The following is a 19,956-nucleotide window of genomic DNA, read 5'->3' on the forward strand; positions in this document are numbered from 1 at the left end:
CCTGCTTCCTGATAACTGTTCACTCATAACTGATAACTGAACGAGCAAAGCGCTGCGCTAGGGGTGGGATGATAACGAGGGGATTGCTGAATCCAGAGAAGGTGTGGATGCCTGTTTTGCCAGGGATGTTACCGATTAGTGGCAGGGGATAACTTCGTTCAGCTTTGCTAACGCGGCTGAAACTAACTAAACAGTGATGCCAAGTTCCCGGCAGGTCTTTGAGTGCTGGTAAAATTTGCCCTACACTTGCTCGAATAGTAGCTTCGCTGGCTTCGGGATTAATGGTGGCTTGGGTATCGGTCAAAGTGCGGCTCAACTGCCCTAATCGCAGGCTACCATCGAGAAATTGAATCGCCCCAGCATCTAAAATTGGGGGTGCGAGTTCTAATCCTTGTTCGTCCCATAGGCGATCGTTTGTCGTCGATGCGGCTTCTAGTTGAAAGCGTTGAAGTCGAGCTGGCATCACGAGCGATCGCAATTGGATGTCAACTGGTGGAATGTCAATTAACTCAGCATGAGTAAAGTACAGTTCGATCGAAATGCCTGCTGCTTTGAGTAAAGCACGACTCAATCCACCCGCGCAGATCGCTGTGTTGGCACTGCAATACGTCTCGCTAACGGTTTTTACCCCTCCTACCTTGTCGCCTTGTTGCCAGAGTTTGAGTACTTGAGCAAACTGAAGATCGCCCCCCGCCCGTAGAAAGGCTTGGATGTAGGCTTGAGCGGTTTTTTCAGCATTGATATGACCGTGTTTTACCGTCAATGCTCCGGCGATCGCTTGAGGGTTTAATAATGGTTCTAATTCGCAGGCTTCTGAAATGCTGAGAAGTTGTGGCGGAATGGCAAAATCAGCATAGGTAGCAGCGACTGCTGCGGGGTCGTCATCAGCTGCAATTGTCAGCAGTAAGTCTAGTTCCCGAAATTGAGTGTCGGCGGCTAATTCTTCCGAGAGAATGCGATGACGGGCGATTCCTTCAGCGCACAATTGACGCATCGTATCGGTAGTACCAGACCAAAAAGCTAAACCACCATAGCTATAGCGAGTCGCATTTTGTCCTGTTGGATCTTGTTCTAGCAGCAGGACGGAAAAGCCTTGCTGAACTAATTCGTAGCTCAAAGCTGCGCCAGCAATACCTCCACCTACTACAATCCAATCGTATATTTTCATACTTCAAATACACTGCTCGATCGCCCATCCAGATCCTATCGCAGCTGCTAAGTAAGTCAAAAGTTAAAAGTTAAAATTAGAAATTAAGCTGTTTATTCATAATTAATGCCCTTTATGTGGTGGATATTTGGCATTAGTGCGTCTGACTAACCAGTAACAAATAGAAAGAGCAATAATCGCTGCCGCAAGTGCTAATAGTTGAGAATCAGTAATTTTGCCAAGATCGAGAATGATAATTTTGCGAGCAATTGCAATTAAAGATGTGACAATTACCATCTCGATTTGAATGATATGGCTGCTAAGATAAGAAGTAATATTTTGCGTAATTTCTAGAGCAATAAGAATGTTTAAAAATAAACCAAATATTCTGAGTAAGCCAGCAGAAAAATTCCCTAGTTCAGAGACAAGTAGCAGTTCTTTAGCTAAAGTCACGCCCAAATCTATAATGGCAAATAAAATAACTCCTAACATTGCTAGCGTTAAGAGTTTGGCAAAAAAATCTTCTACTTTATCAACAAAAACTAAAAAATTTGGATTCGTGTTTTTATCTACTAGGGGTGATATTAGTTTTCGCAATAACTTCATTGGTTAAAAGTCAAAAGTTAAAAGTTAAAATTCAAAAGACTGCAAGCTAACTACACCCAGCAAATTAAATGTCGAATAACTAATGCTGATGAGAAGATCGTACCAGAGATAAGCCAAGATAGAAGTATTCTGCTAAACGTTACAGTTCCAGCAAACCTGGTGGCGGTGCGATTTCAATTCTTCTCATCTCTAGATCTACAACAGGTGCGATCGCTTTCACAAATGGAATCAAAACTTTTCTTGGGGAGTCGGGAGTTGGGAAGCGGGTGGAGGCGGAGGTGTCCTCCGCATCGGAACCGCGTAGTCGGGAGTCGGGAGTGGAGGATCGCTAATTTTGACTTCTGACTTTTGACTTTTGGCTTCTTGATGCAACTGTACTTCCAACAAGTCGTTTCCAGCAGGAATGACATCTGTTACCGTACCGATGCTCTCGCCAGTTTCTTGTAAGAAAACTTCTAAACCGATCAGATCGACGACATGATATTCATCTTCTCCTAATTCGGGGCGATCGCTTTCTGGTACGAGCAAGACACAATCCCGTAATGCTTCAGCTTGGCTGCGATCTTCAATTCCCTCTAAGGCTACCACGTACAATCCCTTACCTGGAATATCTCGACCTTCAATTAATTCAATTGGTTCTGGTTCTGTTTTCCCCGGACGCAATAACCAACGCTGTCCTGGTTCGACAAATCGTTCGGGAAAGTCTGAATCGGGGTAAACTCTGACTTCTCCATCTAACCCTTGGGGTGCAACAATTGTACCAATTGCCAACCAGCCATCGGGAATTTGTGGTTTTTGATTTTGAGATTTAAGTTTTGAACTCGTATTTTTGCCATTCATAATAGTAGCGTTAAACCGCAAACTCCTGGGCTAAATCTATCAACGATCGGTCGGTTACTCTGAAGACAGTCCACTCATTCATTGGCACTGCTCCTAGTTTTTGATAAAAGTTTATTGCTGTCTCATTCCAGTCTAATACCCACCATTCCAAGCGACCGCAGTTTCGCTCTTTCGCTATATGAGCTAGATAACTGAGCATAACACGACCGATTCCCCGTCCGCGCATCTCTGGTTTTACGTACAAATCTTCTAGATAAATACCCGCACGTCCGAGAAATGTTGAGAAGTTATGAAAGAAAAGTGCAAAACTGACAGGTTGCTTTTGATAGTAACCTAAAATAACTTCTGCGCCTTTTCTGTCGCCAAAAAGAGACTCTCGTAAAATAGCTTCAGTAGCAAAAACTTCATGACTCAGTTGCTCGTACTCAGCCAGCTCTTTGATAAATTGTAATACTAATGGTACGTCATCCGGTTCGGCAAATCTCATCTCAAAATTGAGAATTTTAGTTTCAATCATAAAACTACTGAGATGTCGATTGGGAATCTTTTAACTTTTAACTTTTAACTTTTGACTTTGCATAAACCTGTTCTGCTACTTTTGCGAGTCGCTGCATTCCCACTGCAATTTCTTCATTGCTAGCAGTCAGACTAATCCGCAAACATTGCTGTTTGTGAATCCAATCTTCGTGCAAACCAGGGAAGAAGGAACTACCAGGAACGACAATGACATTTTCTTGTTTGAGTTGTTGATAAAATTCCCAATCGGTTAAAGGTAAATCTTTTAACCATAACCAAGCAAAAATTGCTCCTTCGCCACGATGCAAAAACCAAGGAATATCGGGCATCGCCTGTTCTAAAGTAGATTCTAATACCTCAAACTTTTGCCGATAAAAAGGTCGAATGACATTGCTAGAAATTTCTGCCAAAGCACCAGAATTAATCGCTAAAGCCGCGATCGCCTGTCCGTAACGTGACGGATGGATGCACATATTTGTCTGAAACGATTCCAGAATTTGAATTAATTTTTCATCTCCGATCGCCACTCCAATTCTTTCACCTGGCAATCCGGCTTTGGATAAACTCATGCAATGGAGAATGTTGTCACCAAATACAGGAGACATTTCCGTAAAATTCAAAGCTGGAAAGGGAGGCGCATAGGCAGAGTCGATAATAACTGGAACGTTATAAGGTGCAGCCAAAGCTGCAATTTTCTTGACTTCCTCATCCGTCAAAACGTTACCCGTAGGATTGCAGGGACGAGAAAATATGACGCATCCCGTCTCTTCGTTAATTTTAAGTTGACTGAAATCGGGGCGATATTTGAATCTATGGGCGGCTGCATCGATATCTAGTGCAGGCTTATAGGCAATTAACGCTTCTGGGGCAAGACTTACGCCACCATAACCCGTGTAATCTGGACTTAGGGGTAGAACGATCTGCCTTAACTCACCATCGAGACAGTAGCCACCAAAAGCATTTGCAGCGTAGAAATAGAGAGTTTGACTACCAGGCGTAATCAGGATATTGCGATCGCTTAAGTTTAACCCGTAGCGGCGATTGAAATCAGATGCGATCGCGCTAATCAGTGGCGCGTACCCCTGACTCGATCCATAACGACAGACGACTTCGCCATAGTCAGAACTGGCTAACAACTGTGCCGTACAGTCTCGCCATAACTGCTCTACTTCCGGCAAAATCAGCGGATTTCCCGCACTTAAATTAATAAACTCCTTACCTGCACCTGCTTGCAGCGTTTCAATAATATCTTTCATAATTGCTCGCACCCCCGTTAGGTGGGACATTTGAGCGCCAATTTTCGTTAGGGCAGGGTTCATAAGCAGATGTGTAGGAGACTTTCTTAATTTAACCAAATCGGAGGAGTCGGGAGTCGGGGAAGAGAGCTGAGGAAGCAGAGGGGACAAGGGAGACAAGGGAGACAAGGGAGACAAGGGAGAGGGGGGAGACAAGGGAGACAAGGGAGCTGAGGGTGAAACTGGCTGTTGCCTCTTGCCTTATTAACCAACTACCAACTACCCATTACCCATTACCAAACTTAACATCCAGCAAAATTTTGTTAAAACATCCTTTATCTAATTTGACACTGAAATCTGGAAAAAGTGTAAATAAAAATCTTAAAGTAGACATACTCCGTATATGCTAAAAATCCTAACTGGGATGATGTTGGCGAGGATAAATTACCCAGGTTTCTATTACCGAGTCGAGTTTTAATTGGTTTGTATTGCCATCGGTTTTAGAGCAGAGAGTTCACAAGAGAGTACTGGAATAATATGACGAATAAATCTGCGATCGCCCCAGCACAAAAGCTGAGCGAAAAACTACCCCTGCCACTCAAAAGATTGGCAGATCTGGCTTATAACTATTGGTGGAGTTGGACGAGCGAACGAGTTTTCCTATTTCAAAACATTTCGCCGGAAGCGTGGGAGCGTTACGGGCATAACCCTGTAGCCGTGTTGGAATCGGCTTCTTACGAACGCCTGACCCAATTAGCAGAAGACCCTTTCTACATCAAACATTTATCCCAGGTGGTGGCTGAGTTTGATGCTTACATGAATCAGCAAGATACCTGGGTGAGTCGAGTTGCACCGCAAATTTCCTGGCAAAATCCGATCGCCTATTTCTGTGCTGAGTTTGGCATTCACGAATCTCTCCCCGTTTATTCTGGCGGTTTGGGTATTCTGGCTGGAGATCACCTCAAATCTGCTTCCGATCTGGGCGTACCTCTGATCGGCGTAGGATTGTTGTATCGTCAAGGCTATTTCCGGCAGCGGCTCAATCGTAGTGGTTGGCAAGAAGATTACTACATTGACAATGTTTTCCAGCAAATGCCGCTGGAGTTGATGTTGAACGAACGGGGAGAAGCCCTGACGATCGCGCTGCAAGTTAGACAGCGGATGGTCAAAGTTCAAATTTGGCGGACGCAAGTGGGTAGGGTGAGTCTCTACTTGCTCGATACAGACCGCGAAGACAACGACCCGATCGATCGCTGGCTCACGGGACACCTCTACGGGGGCAACCAAGACACGCGGATCGCCCAAGAGGTGGTTTTGGGGATTGGCGGAGTCAAGGCGCTTACAGCTTTGGGAATTCAGCCCTCAATTCACCACTTGAACGAGGGACACGCTGCGTTTTGCACCCTAGAGATTGCTTGGCAAGAAATGGAGCGGACGGGCAAACCTTTCTACGATGTGGAAGCGAGCGTCCGCAATCGCTGCGTCTTTACGACTCATACCCCCGTACCCGCCGGACACGATGTCTTCTCTCCCGATTTGATGGATTCTCATTTTGCGCAATATTGGGCGCAGTTGCGGCTATCGCGAGAGCAGTTTTTAGCTTTGGGCGCGAAAAGACTGGGCGATCCTTGGGAGCCTTTTGGTATGACTGTCTTAGCGCTGCGGATGTGCCGCGCTGCTAATGGCGTGAGCGAATTGCACGGCAGAGTTTCGCGGCAAATGTGGACTGCTTTGTATCCCGATCGCCCTGAAAACCGCGTACCCATCGGTCACATCACCAATGGCGTTCACGCCCCGACTTGGACGGCTCCGTTGATGGCTGACCTTTATACTCAGTATCTAGGTACAGATTGGCAGACGCGGGCGATCGATCCGGCAATGTGGGCAGATGTCGATCGCATTCCCGATGCGGAATTATGGCAGCGACATCAAGTTTTGAAAGAGCGTTTGATTGCCTTTACCCGTTACAGAATCAAAAAAGCCAGAACGGATCGGGGTGAAGTAGGCGATCGCATCCATGCTGCCGATCTGTTGCTCGATCCCAATGCTCTCACGATTGGTTTCGCCCGTCGCTTCTCCCAATACAAACGGGGCAATCTGCTGTTACGGGATGCGGAAAGAGCGTTGAAAATCTTTGGTAATGCTCAGCGTCCAGTCCAAATTGTCTTTGCTGGTAAAGCTCACCCCGCCGATGAGGAAGGTAAGCGGATCATCCAAAAATTGATGGAGTGGTGTCAGCATTCTGCAATTCAGCATCGAGTGGCGTTTATTGAAGACTACGACATTTACGTAGCACAGAAGTTAGTGCAAGGCGTAGATGTTTGGTTGAATAATCCCCGTCGTCCCCTGGAGGCTTCTGGTACGAGCGGGCAAAAAGTCTGTTTTAATGGCGGGATCAACTGTAGCGTCCTTGATGGTTGGTGGTGCGAAGGCTATCAAGTTGGGATGGATGGCAAGGGAATCAACGGTTGGGCGATCGGTGAAGATGCTCATACAAGCAATCAAGAGTTGCAGGATCGGATCGATTCTGAATCCCTCTACAAGTTATTGGAAGAGGAAATTGCGCCTCTATACTACGATCGCGACAACAACGGCATTCCGCACCGCTGGATTCAAATGATGAAGGCATCGATTAAGACGAATGCACCTCTGTTTAATACGGATCGGATGATCGCCGATTACGTGACACGCATCTACGCTCCTGGTTGTTCGACAATCTCTACACCAAGTTTGGCTCAAGTGATTGTCTAATTTGATTTGCCAATTTTTTTAAAAGGGGACGATACAACAATACAATTGGAGATCCCCCAACCCCCTTCACAAGGGGGCTTTCTTTGGAGATCCCCCAATCCCCTTCACAAGGGGGCTTTCTTTTTCCCCTTTTGACGAGGGCTTTATTCCTCGCCTTAAAAAGGGGGCTTTCCCCCTTAAAAAGGGGGACTAGGGGATCTAGTTGGAGTTTCTCCCTGAAAATAAAAGTTATTTCTGTCCAATTAACAGCGCTACGGGAAACTCTTTCAACGTGTCAGCAACTGGCAACTTTCCATCAGTTTGAATATTTTGATGAGTAATTGTGTCCTCCCACTTTGAAGCTATTTCGGCAGGTATTTGAATATAAGTATCTTGCCAAACTTCGCCAAATGGATACTCACCAGGTTGAATTAAACTCGTTAAGAAGCGAGGGGCGATCGCAATAGCTGTTGTATTTTCAAAACTGCGGGCGAAAGCCACGATATTTTCTTTGTACTTGCCGCTAATTTCTAGAGGTTGATATTCTCCTTTTTGAAAAACATCTAAATATTTCGTTCTCGCTTTCAAAATTTGATGAGTTAGAAACAGCTTAATTCTGCCATCTTCCTTTGTAGCTAGCAGATCGGAAATTAGAGCAGAAATATTCGTGCTAATTTTCTCTTTGATTTCCGACAAATAAGAGTTTCTCTGCTCGAAATCAACTGGACGACGATTATCTGGATCGACTAAGCTTAAATCCCATAATTCTGTTCCTTGGTAAAAATCAGGAACCCCAGGAGAAACTGATTTTAGCAGAGTTTGAGACAGGGAATTAAAAATCCCATAGTAAGAAACCTTCTTTTGAAATGGGAGAAACTCTTTCAGAAATTGATTGTTTTCTGACTGATTCAAGACTGCTTCGACAAAACTAGTGCAAGCATCTTCATAAGTCTGATTTTGCCTCAGCCAAGCCGTGTAGACTTTTGCTTCGCGAATTGCCTTGAGCATATATTCTTTGACGCGATCGCTAAAGCCATTTATTTCACTCTCTAAGAATGGATATGCCCCTACTAAAGTTTGATAAAATGCGTATTCATCATTGCGATCGGGGAAAATTGAGTTTTTATGTTGCGTTTTATAAGAACGATTTAATTCCATCCAACTACGAACTTGTTGCTGCCATTCGTCAGGAATTTCTGACAGAACGTTGATTCTCGCCCTCACATCTTCACCCCGTTTGGTATCGTGGGTTGAAGTTGCACTCATAGCATGAGTCCATGTCTGATTTCGATGTTGGTTAAAACTATGAAACTCAGCTAAATCCATTCCAAAATGGTCTGGTTCGCCACCAACTTCATTTAAAGAAAGCAAGCGGTAATAGACATATAAAGCTGTATCTTCTACCCCTTTTGCCATCAGCGGTCCCGTATATTGTTGCATTCGCATAACAAAATATAACCACTGGTCTTTCTCAGCTTGAGTCAGAGTGGGTTCGTATTCTAGTAAGAGTAGTTTCTCGATAAAATTTAGTTCGTTTTGTAATAGAGGTGTGCCATCTTTAGCAGCTTGAATGACTGCTTGAATATACTGTCGATCCTGATCGGAAATTCCGGCAGCATTGATGTAAGTACAATAGATGGGAAAACGGGTGAGAACTTCTGCGATCGCACGTTTTAAGCCATTGAGAGTAAAATCATTACCATAACGATATCTACCCGCAATTTTCTTTAGCAAGACACTCAAGTTATCAATATCACCTGCTAGATTTTTATCGATAATTAAATGCTTTTTCTCGGCTACAACATCAGGAAAAATCGTGATAAATCCGGTTAGATTTCGATAAATTTCGTCAAACTTATCTCGATTTGCTTTTTGACAGAAAAGTCCATTCACATAGTTTAGATAATCGTAGCCAGAAGTCCCCTGAATTTGCCAGTAATTAGGTATGTCTTCCCCAATTTGCAAAATCTTTTCGACGGTGATATAAGTATCACCTACTTTTTCCCGCAGTCTTTCTAAGTATTGAGTAGGATCGTAAAGACCATCGATGTGATCGATTCTTAAACCTGTAAACTTGCCTTCGTTAACTAATTTTGCAATGAGTTCGTGAGTAGCGTTGAAGACTTTGAGTTCTTCTACTTTGACTGAGATTAATTCGTTGACTGTAAAAAATCTGCGATAATTAATTTCTTCTGCACCTACTTTCCAGTAAGAAAGTCGAAAGAACTGTTCTGAAAGTAACTTATCTAAAAGATTAAAACTTTCAGTATTTCCTGGTTCGCCATTAAAAACCTTAATATTATCATCGATAAAAGCTTTTACTTCAGGATTGCCTTCATACAGTTCCCAAAGTAAGCCTCTAACAAATTCTGTTTGATCTTGTCTTCTTTGTTTACCAACAACATCAGCAGAGATATTCTTAAGAATGTAGAGAATTGCTAGAAGTTTAACAAAATCTGGATGTCTTCTACCTAGCGTTCTAGCTAATTTACCTAAATTGTAGGTCAAGAAAGTCGCATAGGATTCTAGTTTTAACGGCAAACTTAGACTGTAATAGTTGACAGTCAAGCCGGTTTGTTCGTACTTGAGTTGAATTTCTCCATTCTCTAACGATTCTCCATAAAAATTTCCTAGCATCGGTGCTAAGATTGGTTCTTTGTTATCAGTGAAAGGAGCATTCCAAGCAATGTCAAAATATTCTACATAGGCTGAATCAGACCCATTTTCTAGGACATCCATCAACCATACATTTTGGCTGTCATAAGCCATGTGGTTAGGGACGATATCTTGCAACCAACCTAATTGATGCTGTTTAATTTCGGCAATCAAAGCATCAAAATCTGCTTCAGTTCCTAGTTCGGGATTGAGTTGAGTTGGATCGACAACATCGTAACCGTGAGTACTACCCGTTCTAGCTTTAAATATCGGTGAAGCGTAGAGATCGGAAACTCCCAAAGCTGCTAGATACGCGGTAATTTTTTTCGCATCTGCAAATTTAAATTCCGAGTTAAATTGAATGCGGTAAGTAGCTGTGGGAATGCGCATGAGAATGGTAATGGGTAATGGGTGATGGGTGATGGGTGATGGGTAACTGTTAATTATTAGATTTGATAGCAACCAAGCTATAACAACCACCAATTAACAATTACCAATTACCAAAACTACGTGTTTTCGTAAAGTACAAAGTTGTACGATCGCAGTTTTATTTCTTCGCCCGAATTGATTTTATCTGGGGCGACAGTACCGGAACCTTGCCATTTTTCATCGGCAGAATCGAGAATCTTTTGCCAATTATTGTGGCTGAGTTCTGGTGCGAAGCTAACATCATTTTGGTTGAAGTTCATCAGACAAAGAATTTGGCTGTCGTCACTCCATCGCCGCCACCAGACAATTTTTTGTTGTTCGTCTGCACCTGCTTCTATGCTGTTTCTTTCTTTTTTAATTAAAGCAGGAACAGTAGTGCGAAGTTGAATTAATTTTTGATACCAAGACCAGATAACTTGGTGTTTACCTTCTTGGCGTTTTTCCCAATCCATTTTACAGCCGAGAAAAGTTTTGGAAGATTCTGGATCGGGTGGGTCTCCTACGGCGTGAAAGGCAGCAAATTCCTGTTTTCTGCCCTCACGAACTGCTTTAATTAAATCTGGGTCAGAGTGGCTGACAAAGTATGTAAAAGGTGCTTCTTCGGCATACTCTTCACCCATGAATAGCAGAGGAATATAAGGTGAAAGAATTACCGCTCCAGCAGCTAGTTTGAGAGCATCAAAAGAGATGAGTTTTGATAGTCTTTCTCCTAACAACTGATTGCCAATTTGATCGTGATTTTGAATGCAAACGACAAATTGAGCGAGATCGGTGCGATCGCGAGCAGAACTACCATGAAATCTCTGACGATGAGGTGCATATTTCCAGTCATAGACAAATGTATCGCGATAGGCTTTTGCCAAGTCTTCGCATTTACCAAAGTCTTGATAATAACCGTCACTATCGCCTGTTAATAATGCATGTAAAGCATGGTGAAAATCATCGCTCCACTGAGCATCAAGTTCGTATCCACCTACTTCTTTGGGACGAATAATTTTTGGATCGTTTAAATCGCTTTCAGCAATTAAGTAATACTTTCTCCCTTGTCGTTCAGAAAATTCTCGAACTTTTTCGGCTAATTCCGCTAAAAAGTGTTTTGCGCCTAAATCGTAAATCGCGTGAACTGCATCTAATCGCAAACCATCGATATGAAATTCTCGCAGCCAATAAAGAGCATTTTCGATAAAAAAGTGGCGCACGTCGTGACTGTGGGCATCATCAAAATTAATGGCGCTGCCCCAAGGAGTGCGGTAGGTTTGAGTAAAATAAGGAGCAAAATTGCTGGTGTAATTACCTTCAGGTCCAAAATGGTTGTACACCACATCGAGAATCACCGAAATTCCCTGTTGATGACAAGCTGCAACTAATTGCTTTAACTCTTCGGGAGTACCGTAGGAATTTTGCACGGCAAACGGGTAAACCCCATCGTAGCCCCAGTTGCGATAGGCGCAACTCCCATCTGGGGGTATATTGCCAGGAAACTGCGCGATCGGCATAATTTCGATCGCGTTGACTCCCAACTCTTTCAAATCTGCCAAACGGGGAATAATTGCGGTAAAAGTCCCTTCTGGGGTAAACGTACCGACATGTAATTCATAAATAATCATCGCGTCTAGCGGTACGCCAGCCCAATCGCCATCATTCCAAGTAAATTCATGGCTTATCACTTGAGAAGGCTTATGTACGCCATGCGGTTGAAAATAGGAAGCTGGATCGGGGCGAGTTTCGCCACCATTTAATTCCAGAAGATATTGCGTACCTGGAGGGATATTATCGGCTACAACTTTCCAGTAGCCATCTTCCTGTTCCATCTGCAAAAAGCGTTCTTCGGGGGATACAATTTGAACGCCCAGTGACTCGATATTCGGTCCCCACACGATAAATTCACAGCGATCGCCGCCTAAATAGTTAGCACCAATTTTCATAAATTTGTCATTTGTCATTTGTCATTTGTGAGTGACTGGTGGCTGGTGACTAGACTCAATTCTAGTCACCAGCCACGACGAACCACTCGCCACTGCTTAAACCATCTGACGCAGCAGAACGAGCGATCGCGCTGTAACTGGAACGGTGCGATCGCCTGTATAGATGCGTTCTTCTTGAATAAAGCGCGGTTCTTTGGTATCAATAACTAATACCCACTGGTTATCTTGCATTCCCTGTGGCAAGTTGAATTCAAGAGTTTCGTAGTGGGCGTTGAAGAATATGAGAAAGCTATCGTCGCTGATGCGTTGACCTTGTTTCCCAGGACTGGGAATCATGTTTCCATTTAAGAACACGCCCATTGACTTCGCATATCCGATTTCCCACTGTTCCTGATCCATCTCGCTACCGTCAGGATTGAACCACATGATATCGCTGACACCAGAACCGTGAATCGCTTGACCTTGGAACCACTTACGGCGACGAAATACAGGATGTTGGCGGCGGAAATAGATCAACTCGCGAGTAAAATCTAATAAATCTGTATTTCCCTGTACCAAATCCCAATTAAACCAAGAAATTTCACTGTCTTGGCAGTATCCGTTATTGTTTCCATGCTGCGTCCGACCCATTTCATCACCCCCAAGTATCATGGGGATACCTTGGGACAGCATCAGCGTCACGAGGAAGTTCCGGCGCTGGCGTTCCCGTAACTGCAATACTTCTGGGTCGTCTGTCTCGCCTTCCGCGCCGCAGTTCCAAGACCGATTGTGACTTTCACCGTCGCGACTTTCTTCGCCGTTAGCTTCGTTGTGTTTCTCGTTGTAACTGACGAGATCGTTGAGCGTAAATCCGTCATGGGCGGTGATGAAGTTAATGCTAGCATTCGGTCGCCGTCCGTTTTCTTGATAGTACAAGTCGGGGCTACCCGTCAGCCGATAGGCAAATTCTCCCAGAGTACTGTCCACGCCACGCCAGAAGTCTCGCGCCGTGTCGCGATATTTGCCGTTCCACTCCGACCAGAGAACGGGGAAGTTACCAACTTGATAACCACCCGTACCGATGTCCCAAGGTTCGGCAATTAATTTAACATCCGCGATCGTCGGATCTTGGTGAATGATATCGAAGAATGCTGACAGTCGATCCACTTCGTACAGTTCTCTTGCCAAGGCTGAAGCAAGATCGAAGCGGAAGCCATCGACGTGCATTTCTGTCACCCAGTAGCGCAGGCTATCCATGATCATCTTCAAAACTTGGGCGTGGCGCACGTTGAGGGAGTTGCCGCAACCTGTAAAGTCCATGTAGTATCGCGCGTCGCCGTCTACCAAGCGGTAATAGTTGGCGTTGTCAATTCCCCGCATCGATAGGGTAGGACCCATGTGATTGCCTTCACCTGTGTGGTTGTATACCACGTCTAGAATGACTTCAATTCCAGCCCGGTGCAGGGCTTTAACCATTTCCTTAAACTCCCTCACCTGCTCGCCTAAAGTGCCACTAGAGCTGTATTCGGAGTGAGGCGCGAAATAATTGATCGAATCGTAGCCCCAATAATTTCTCAATCCTTTATCCGCCAAATGTCCTGGGACGGAGAGGAAATGATGTACGGGCATCAACTCAACGGCGGAGATTCCCAAACGTTGCAAATGCTCGATCGCCGCTGGGTGTGCCATTCCTGCATAAGTCCCGCGTAGTTCTTCGGGAATATCGGGGTGTAGCTTAGTAAAACCCTTGACGTGAGTTTCGTAGATAATTGTCTCGTTCCAAGGGGTACGCAGGAGTTTATCGTCTTCCCAGTCGAAACTTTGATCGACAACGACCGATTTCGGCATCAATGGGGCGCTATCCAAATCGGAAAACGATAAATCGGCTTCTTCAGACTCCCAAGAGTAACCATATAATTCTGGACCATTGCCAACTTCCCCCGCGATCGCTTTTGTGTACGGATCGATCAGCAGTTTATTGGGGTTAAAGCGATGTCCTTCTTGGGGTGCGTATGGTCCATGCACTCTATACCCGTACCGTTGACCTGGACCTATACCTGGTATGTAGCCATGCCAGACGAAATTACTGACTTCTGTTAGCTGTATGCGAGTTTCTTCGTCATCGCGATCGAACAAGCACAATTCTACACCTGTGGCATTTTCCGAAAACAAGGTGAAGTTCGTGCCTTTGCCGTCCCAACAGGAACCCAAAGGATAGACATTGCCTGGCCAGAGTGCAACATACATAGGTTTGACTGTGTGTCAAGTATTAAGTAGTGAATGACTGATGACAGTAGGAATTTAACTAAAGGTTCTTCCTACTTTTGGGAGAGTCTCTCTCAACACAGTACCGATTCCGAATTAGCTTGACTATCTATCCTAAGCAGGAATCAGTTGTCAGCGATCGGTTACTAGTGGCTAGTGGCTGGTGACTAGAATTGCTCTCTTGTCTCCCTTGTCCCCCAACTCCCGACTCTCGACTCCCGACTTCCTAATTAGCGGCTATAAATTTGTGTCATTTCCAACAGGCGATCGCGTAGTTGAGGTGTTAGCATTTCAGAACTTTCGTAACGCCAACGCCAGTTGCCTGCATTGACACTGGGATCGTTCATGCGGGCGCGATCGTCTAAGCCTAAAATGTCTTGTAGAGGTAGAATGGCCAAGTCTGCAACTGAGGCTAATGCCAGTTGGATGAATTCCCAATTAATTTCTGTTATTTCTGCCGCAGATTCGTCACCCAAATATTTCGCGACAAATTGCTTTTCTTTGTCGCTAGCTTTGTTCCACCAACCAATAGCTGTATCGTTGTCGTGAGTACCGGGATAAACGACGCTGTTATGGACATAATTGTGAGGTAAATAGGCATTACTTGAGTCGTCTCCAAAGGCAAATTGCAGAATTCTCATGCCTGGAAATTGAAAGCGATCGCGCAATTCTTCGACTTCTGGAGTAATAATGCCTAAATCTTCTGCCATAATTGGCAAACTTCCCAAAGCGTTACCTAAAGTTTCAAAAAATTCTACTCCTGGGGCTTTAATCCACTCGCCATTAATGGCAGTCTCTTCGCCTACTGGGACTTGCCAGTATGCCTCAAAACCGCGAAAATGATCGACGCGGACGATATCGACATATTCTAAGGTGGCTTGAAAGCGTTGAATCCACCAAGCAAAGTTTGTTTGTTGCAATTTATCCCAGTTATAGACAGGATTTCCCCATAATTGTCCCGTAGCGCTGAAATAATCTGGGGGAACGCCAGCGATATATGTAGGTTCAAAAGTCTGGGGATCTAATTTAAATATTTCTGGACTCGACCAGACATCAGAACTATTGTGACAAACATAAATTGAAATATCGCCGACAATTTGAATATTTTTGTCGTTGGCGTATTTTCGTAGTTGTTTCCACTGCTCGAAAAATTTGAATTGAACGAAATTATGATAAGCGATACTATCTTTTAAAGAATCTCTTGCTGCTTGCAACGCATCTGGCTCTCGACGCGCGATCGCTCGTTCCCAATTATTCCAGCTTTTCCCTTCGTTGGCTTCTAATAATGACATAAAAAGTACGTAGTCATCGAGCCAGTAAGATTGAGATTGACAAAATTGTGCGTATTCGGGGTTTTGATGAGTATTAGCTTGTTGAAAGTTTTCAAAAGCGATTTTAAGAAATTTAGTTTTATGCGGAATGACGCGATCGAAATTAACTCGATTCAAATCCACATTTTCTAATGGACTTAGTTCTTCTTTCTTCAACAATCCTTCTTCTGCTAGCGTATCGAGACTAATTAATAATGGATTGCCAGCAAAAGTGCTGAAATTCATGATATATGGAGAATGCTCGTATCCCGTAGGACCCAAAGGCAAAACTTGCCACAATTTTTGTCCGCTACTGGCGAGAAAATCGATGAATTCGTAAGCCGATTTTCCTAAATCGCCAATTCCATATCGGCTGGGAAGACAGGTAGGATGCAATAAAACGCCGCTAGCACGTTGGAATGTCATAGGGATATTTGAGGTGAACCAGGATAGAAGATAGCGCGTTATTGTCTGTTTTTCATGCTGCTAGGGGTAGAAAATGAGGTAGGAATGGGTTTTGACCAAACATCTGCTACTACAACCGAAATTTTATCTGCTAAACCCGCCCCTACAAGAAACCCGTCCCTATGCCTAAATTTCCCTCTCTGGGTACTTGTGGAAATCGCGCTAGACTCAATAACTTGAAACAGTGGTTTTTGGGAATACAACTAGCGAGAACATGCAGTACGTATTAAAAGATGACCCCCTTTGGTTCAAAGATGCCATTATCTACGAAGTGCCTGTACGCGCCTTTGCCGATAGTAATAGTGATGGGATCGGTGACTTCCGGGGGCTGACGGAAAAACTCGATTACCTTCAAGACTTAGGCGTTACCGCAGTTTGGATACTACCATTCTTTCCCTCACCACTCAGAGATGATGGCTACGATATTGCCGATTATAAGAATGTTAATTCAATTTACGGTAATTTAGACGATTTTCGCGAATTTTTGAAAGCCGCCCACCAACGGGGCATTCGCGTCATTATAGAATTGATCGTCAACCATACTTCCGACCAACACCCTTGGTTTCAAAGAGCGAGACGTGCGCCTAAAGACAGTCCAGAACGAGATTTTTATGTTTGGAGTGACACGCCGGAGAAATACCAAGAAGCGCGGATTATCTTCCAAGATTTTGAAACTTCTAATTGGGCTTGGGACCCAGTAGCTAAAGCTTACTACTGGCACCGCTTCTACTCTCACCAGCCCGATATTAACTACGATAATCCAGCCGTGCGGGAAGCCGTGTTTGACGTGCTAGATTTTTGGTTGGGTATGGGTGTTGATGGGCTGCGGATGGATGCCGTACCTTATCTCTACGAACGGCAGGGAACGAACTGCGAAAATTTAGATGAAACTCATGTTTTCCTCAAACAACTCCGCCAGCGGGTAGATGCCAAATTTCCCAACCGAATGCTGCTAGCTGAGGCAAATCAGTGGCCCGAAGATGCAGCAGAATATTACGGAAATGGAGATGAGTGTCACATGAACTTCCATTTTCCGCTAATGCCGCGCTTGTTCATGTCGCTGCGGATGGAAGATAGCTTCCCCATTTTTGATATTTTACAACAAACGCCAACAATTCCCGATAACTGTCAGTGGGCGCTGTTTTTGCGCAATCACGACGAACTCACGCTAGAAATGGTGACGGATGAAGACCGCGATTATATGTATCGAGTCTACGCCCGCGATCCGGCAATGCGGTTGAATTTGGGAATTCGTCGCCGTCTCGCGCCTCTACTCGGAAACGATCGCCGTCAAATTGAATTACTCAACAGCCTGTTACTCTCCCTTCCTGGCACTCCCGTACTCTACTACGGCGATGAAATTGGCATGGGAGATAACGTATATATAGGCGATCGCAATGGCGTGCGGACACCAATGCAGTGGAGTTCCGATCGCAATGCTGGTTTCAGCCGCGCTAATCCGCAAAAGTTATACTCGCCTGTGATTATTGATTCAGAATATCACTACGCCGCCATCAACGTTGAAGCACAACGAGCTAATACCAATTCTCTCTGGTATTGGATGAAACGCTTAATTGCCACCCGCAAGCGTTTCCAAGCCTTCGGACGCGGTAGTTTTGAATTATTGCATCCAGATAACCGCAAAGTGCTTACCTTTACGCGCACTTATCAAGGCGAACATATTCTAGTGGTGGCAAATCTGTCTCGCTTCGTGCAAACAGTGGAACTGGATTTATCAGCTTTTAAAGGCACGACTCCAGTAGAAATTTTTGGTCGCACGGAGTTTCCAGCGATTGGCGATACTCCCTACTTCTTTAGCATCAGCCCTTATGCCTTTTATTGGTTGAGTCTAGTTGCCAAGCCGAGCGAAATTCAGCCTGCTAGACCCCAAGCAGAGTTACCGACATTAGTTGTCAATAGCAAATGGCAAAATATCTTTGCCCAACGGGATTTAAGAGTCAGACTAGAAGCTATACTGCCAGAATATCTGTCTACGTGTTCTTGGTTCAATCCGAAAACTCGAATAATTCAAGGGGTACAAATCGCCGAAGTTGTTGCCATCCCCTACAAAAATACCGAAGCCAGAGCCGTTTGGTTGCAGGTAGATTACGTGCAGGGCGATCCAGAAACTTACTTGATGCTGCTGGCTTATGCCGAGGGAGAACAAGCAACACAGACTTTAACAGATAACCGCAGTGCGATCGTCGCTAATTTGTTGGTGCAAGGTAAAGATAAATTCGGCGTATTATTTGAAGCCACCGCAGATAAAAGTTTTCTTGCCTCGTTGATTGAGGCGATCGCCTATCAGCGGCAGTATAAAGGTATGGCAGGGGAACTCATGGCAAGTGCTACCGATCTCTATCCCCAAGCTAGTAGTAACGGTAAAAAAGCCCTAGAACCGACAGTATTAAAGCAAGAACAGGGCAAGACTTTTATTGTCTACGAGGGATTGGGTGCTAACGGTGCTAACCCCAACAACCATCTCGTACTCAAACTCTTCCGCCAGCAAGAAGAAGGAATTAACCCAGATCTCGAAATTCGCCGCTTTTTGGGCGAGAAAAAACGCTTGCAACACTTTGCCCCATTAGTAGGAGCGATCGAATATCACCGTCCGTCAACAACACCAGTTACGGTAGGGATATTACAGGAATACATCCGCGATACCCGTAGTGGTTGGGAATATACCCTCGATAGCCTGCGAGATTACTTTGAGTTAGTCACAACACAACATGCAGAAATGACTGAGATCCCCATACCAGGGGGAAATCTGATCGATATGGGGAGTCGGGAGTCGGGAGTCGGGAGTCGGGAGTCGGTAGGGGCAATTGGCAGTGCGCCTGTACTGGGGACTCAGGAAGAAGAGTTCGAGCCATTTTCTTTGGCTAATCGAACCATCGGTTCTTATCTAGACAGCGCTCAAATTTTGGGACAATCGACAGCAGAACTGCATATCGCCCTTGCTGCTGATGGCGACAATTCTGGATTTACTCCAGAACCATTCTCGACATTTTACCAACGTTCCATTTACCAACAAGCCCGCAATCTCGCGGGACAAGTCCTCATCGTTCTCAGACAACGTTTAAAAACGCTGACACCACACGCCCAAGAATTAGCTCAAGATGTCCTGAATCGCCAAGAGCAAATCATGGAGCGCTTTGGGCTGATCCTCAACCAAAAAATTACTGCTATGCGGACTCGCTGTCATGGCGATTATCATTTGGGACAAGTACTCTATACGGGTAAAGACTTCATCATCTCCGATTTTGAAGGAGAATCGGGACGCAGTTTAAGCGATCGCCGCATTAAACGCTCTCCTTTGCGCGATGTTGCCAATATGTTGCAGTCTTTTCATTACGCTGCTAACGTTGGGCTGCGCAACGAAATTGAAAGCGGAATGCTTCGTACAGAGAATTTACCCGTCATGCAGCAATGGGCGCAGTTTTGGTCTACCTGCGTCGGTGCGGCTTTCCTCAATTCATATCTGGCGATCGCTTCTCAAGACTCTTTCTTACCCAAAACCAAGACTGAGTTACAAGTTCTGCTAGATGCTTACCTCTTAGAAAAAGCAATCCACGGCTTGGGCTACGATCTCAATTCCCGCCTCGACTGGGTAGAGATCACCTTGGGGCGGATTTTGCAACTGTTGGATACTTAAGGTTTTTTCTAGCAATTCCTGTAGTAGGGGCGCACAGCTGTGCGCCCCTACGACTAGTTGCTGAATTATCCGCTCGATTTTCATTGGTGCGTCTCTACTGCAAATAAAAATTGATAAAACTTGATATTAATTTTTTAAAGAAAGACGCTTCACGCAGCTTTTGATAGATTTTTAATGTAAAATCATCGCAATCTCAGCC

At 44.7% G+C, this 19,956-nt stretch carries 11 protein-coding genes; 2 read left to right on the forward strand and 9 right to left on the reverse strand.

Annotated elements, in window-relative coordinates:
* Nucleotides 1-19: 19 nt before the first annotated feature.
* The 5 genes from M5J74_RS07850 to M5J74_RS07870 form a co-directional block, all read right to left on the reverse strand.
* On the reverse strand, nucleotides 20-1,168 hold the full coding sequence (locus M5J74_RS07850; protein WP_250016223.1) for an FAD-binding oxidoreductase: 1,149 nt from the start codon (nucleotides 1,166-1,168) through the stop codon (nucleotides 20-22).
* Nucleotides 1,169-1,270: 102 nt separating this feature from the next.
* Complete coding sequence (locus M5J74_RS07855) at nucleotides 1,271-1,753, reverse strand: phosphate-starvation-inducible PsiE family protein (RefSeq protein ID WP_015153578.1); 483 nt, start codon at nucleotides 1,751-1,753, stop codon at nucleotides 1,271-1,273.
* A 228-nt stretch (nucleotides 1,754-1,981) separates the two neighbouring features.
* Nucleotides 1,982-2,593 (reverse strand): ribosome maturation factor RimM, encoded by a 612-nt coding sequence (rimM, locus tag M5J74_RS07860; protein WP_250016224.1) that lies wholly within the window; start codon nucleotides 2,591-2,593, stop codon nucleotides 1,982-1,984.
* 10 nt (nucleotides 2,594-2,603) lie between these two features.
* Nucleotides 2,604-3,110, reverse strand: coding sequence for a GNAT family N-acetyltransferase (locus M5J74_RS07865; protein WP_250016225.1), 507 nt, complete (start codon nucleotides 3,108-3,110; stop codon nucleotides 2,604-2,606).
* A 37-nt stretch (nucleotides 3,111-3,147) separates the two neighbouring features.
* Nucleotides 3,148-4,428: a valine--pyruvate transaminase gene (locus M5J74_RS07870; RefSeq protein ID WP_015153581.1), complete on the reverse strand. Its 1,281-nt coding sequence runs from the start codon at nucleotides 4,426-4,428 to the stop codon at nucleotides 3,148-3,150.
* A 453-nt stretch (nucleotides 4,429-4,881) separates the two neighbouring features.
* Between M5J74_RS07870 and glgP the strand changes: the two genes are divergently transcribed.
* Entirely contained in the window at nucleotides 4,882-7,095 is a 2,214-nt protein-coding gene (glgP, locus tag M5J74_RS07875) for an alpha-glucan family phosphorylase (protein WP_015153582.1), read from the forward strand.
* Nucleotides 7,096-7,323: 228 nt separating this feature from the next.
* Here the strand turns inward: glgP and treY are convergent, their stop codons facing one another.
* The 4 genes from treY to malQ all read right to left on the reverse strand — a co-directional run bounded on the left by treY (nucleotide 7,324) and on the right by malQ (nucleotide 16,063).
* Nucleotides 7,324-10,119: a malto-oligosyltrehalose synthase gene (gene treY, locus M5J74_RS07880; RefSeq protein ID WP_371934017.1), complete on the reverse strand. Its 2,796-nt coding sequence runs from the start codon at nucleotides 10,117-10,119 to the stop codon at nucleotides 7,324-7,326.
* Between the two features lie 116 nt (nucleotides 10,120-10,235).
* Nucleotides 10,236-12,083 (reverse strand): malto-oligosyltrehalose trehalohydrolase, encoded by a 1,848-nt coding sequence (gene treZ, locus M5J74_RS07885; protein WP_015153584.1) that lies wholly within the window; start codon nucleotides 12,081-12,083, stop codon nucleotides 10,236-10,238.
* 96 nt (nucleotides 12,084-12,179) lie between these two features.
* Nucleotides 12,180-14,309 carry a glycogen debranching protein GlgX gene (gene glgX / locus M5J74_RS07890; protein WP_106168631.1) on the reverse strand — a complete coding sequence of 710 codons (2,130 nt, stop codon included), beginning with the start codon at nucleotides 14,307-14,309 and terminating at the stop codon, nucleotides 12,180-12,182.
* Between the two features lie 248 nt (nucleotides 14,310-14,557).
* Entirely contained in the window at nucleotides 14,558-16,063 is a 1,506-nt protein-coding gene (gene malQ, locus M5J74_RS07895) for a 4-alpha-glucanotransferase (protein ID WP_250016229.1), read from the reverse strand.
* A 253-nt stretch (nucleotides 16,064-16,316) separates the two neighbouring features.
* Between malQ and treS the strand changes: the two genes are divergently transcribed.
* The gene (gene treS / locus M5J74_RS07900; RefSeq protein ID WP_106217705.1) at nucleotides 16,317-19,757 is read left to right on the forward strand and encodes a maltose alpha-D-glucosyltransferase; all 3,441 of its coding nucleotides are present in this window, start codon (nucleotides 16,317-16,319) and stop codon (nucleotides 19,755-19,757) included.
* Nucleotides 19,758-19,956 lie beyond the last annotated feature (199 nt).

The sequence above is a fragment of the Chroococcidiopsis sp. CCNUC1 genome, from assembly GCF_023546805.1.
GTDB classification, from domain to species: domain Bacteria; phylum Cyanobacteriota; class Cyanobacteriia; order Cyanobacteriales; family Chroococcidiopsidaceae; genus Chroococcidiopsis; species Chroococcidiopsis thermalis.

Bases quoted from the DNA above. Each gene is read 5' to 3' on its own strand.
- M5J74_RS07850 (WP_250016223.1), bottom strand. From the start codon at position 1,168: ATGAAAATATACGATTGGATTGTAGTAGGTGGAGGTATTGCTGGCGCA.
- M5J74_RS07855 (WP_015153578.1), bottom strand. From the start codon at position 1,753: ATGAAGTTATTGCGAAAACTAATATCACCCCTAGTAGATAAAAACACG.
- rimM (WP_250016224.1), bottom strand. From the start codon at position 2,593: ATGAATGGCAAAAATACGAGTTCAAAACTTAAATCTCAAAATCAAAAA.
- M5J74_RS07865 (WP_250016225.1), bottom strand. From the start codon at position 3,110: ATGATTGAAACTAAAATTCTCAATTTTGAGATGAGATTTGCCGAACCG.
- M5J74_RS07870 (WP_015153581.1), bottom strand. From the start codon at position 4,428: ATGAACCCTGCCCTAACGAAAATTGGCGCTCAAATGTCCCACCTAACG.
- glgP (WP_015153582.1), top strand. From the start codon at position 4,882: ATGACGAATAAATCTGCGATCGCCCCAGCACAAAAGCTGAGCGAAAAA.
- treY (WP_371934017.1), bottom strand. From the start codon at position 10,119: ATGCGCATTCCCACAGCTACTTACCGCATTCAATTTAACTCGGAATTT.
- treZ (WP_015153584.1), bottom strand. From the start codon at position 12,083: ATGAAAATTGGTGCTAACTATTTAGGCGGCGATCGCTGTGAATTTATC.
- glgX (WP_106168631.1), bottom strand. From the start codon at position 14,309: ATGTATGTTGCACTCTGGCCAGGCAATGTCTATCCTTTGGGTTCCTGT.
- malQ (WP_250016229.1), bottom strand. From the start codon at position 16,063: ATGACATTCCAACGTGCTAGCGGCGTTTTATTGCATCCTACCTGTCTT.
- treS (WP_106217705.1), top strand. From the start codon at position 16,317: ATGCAGTACGTATTAAAAGATGACCCCCTTTGGTTCAAAGATGCCATT.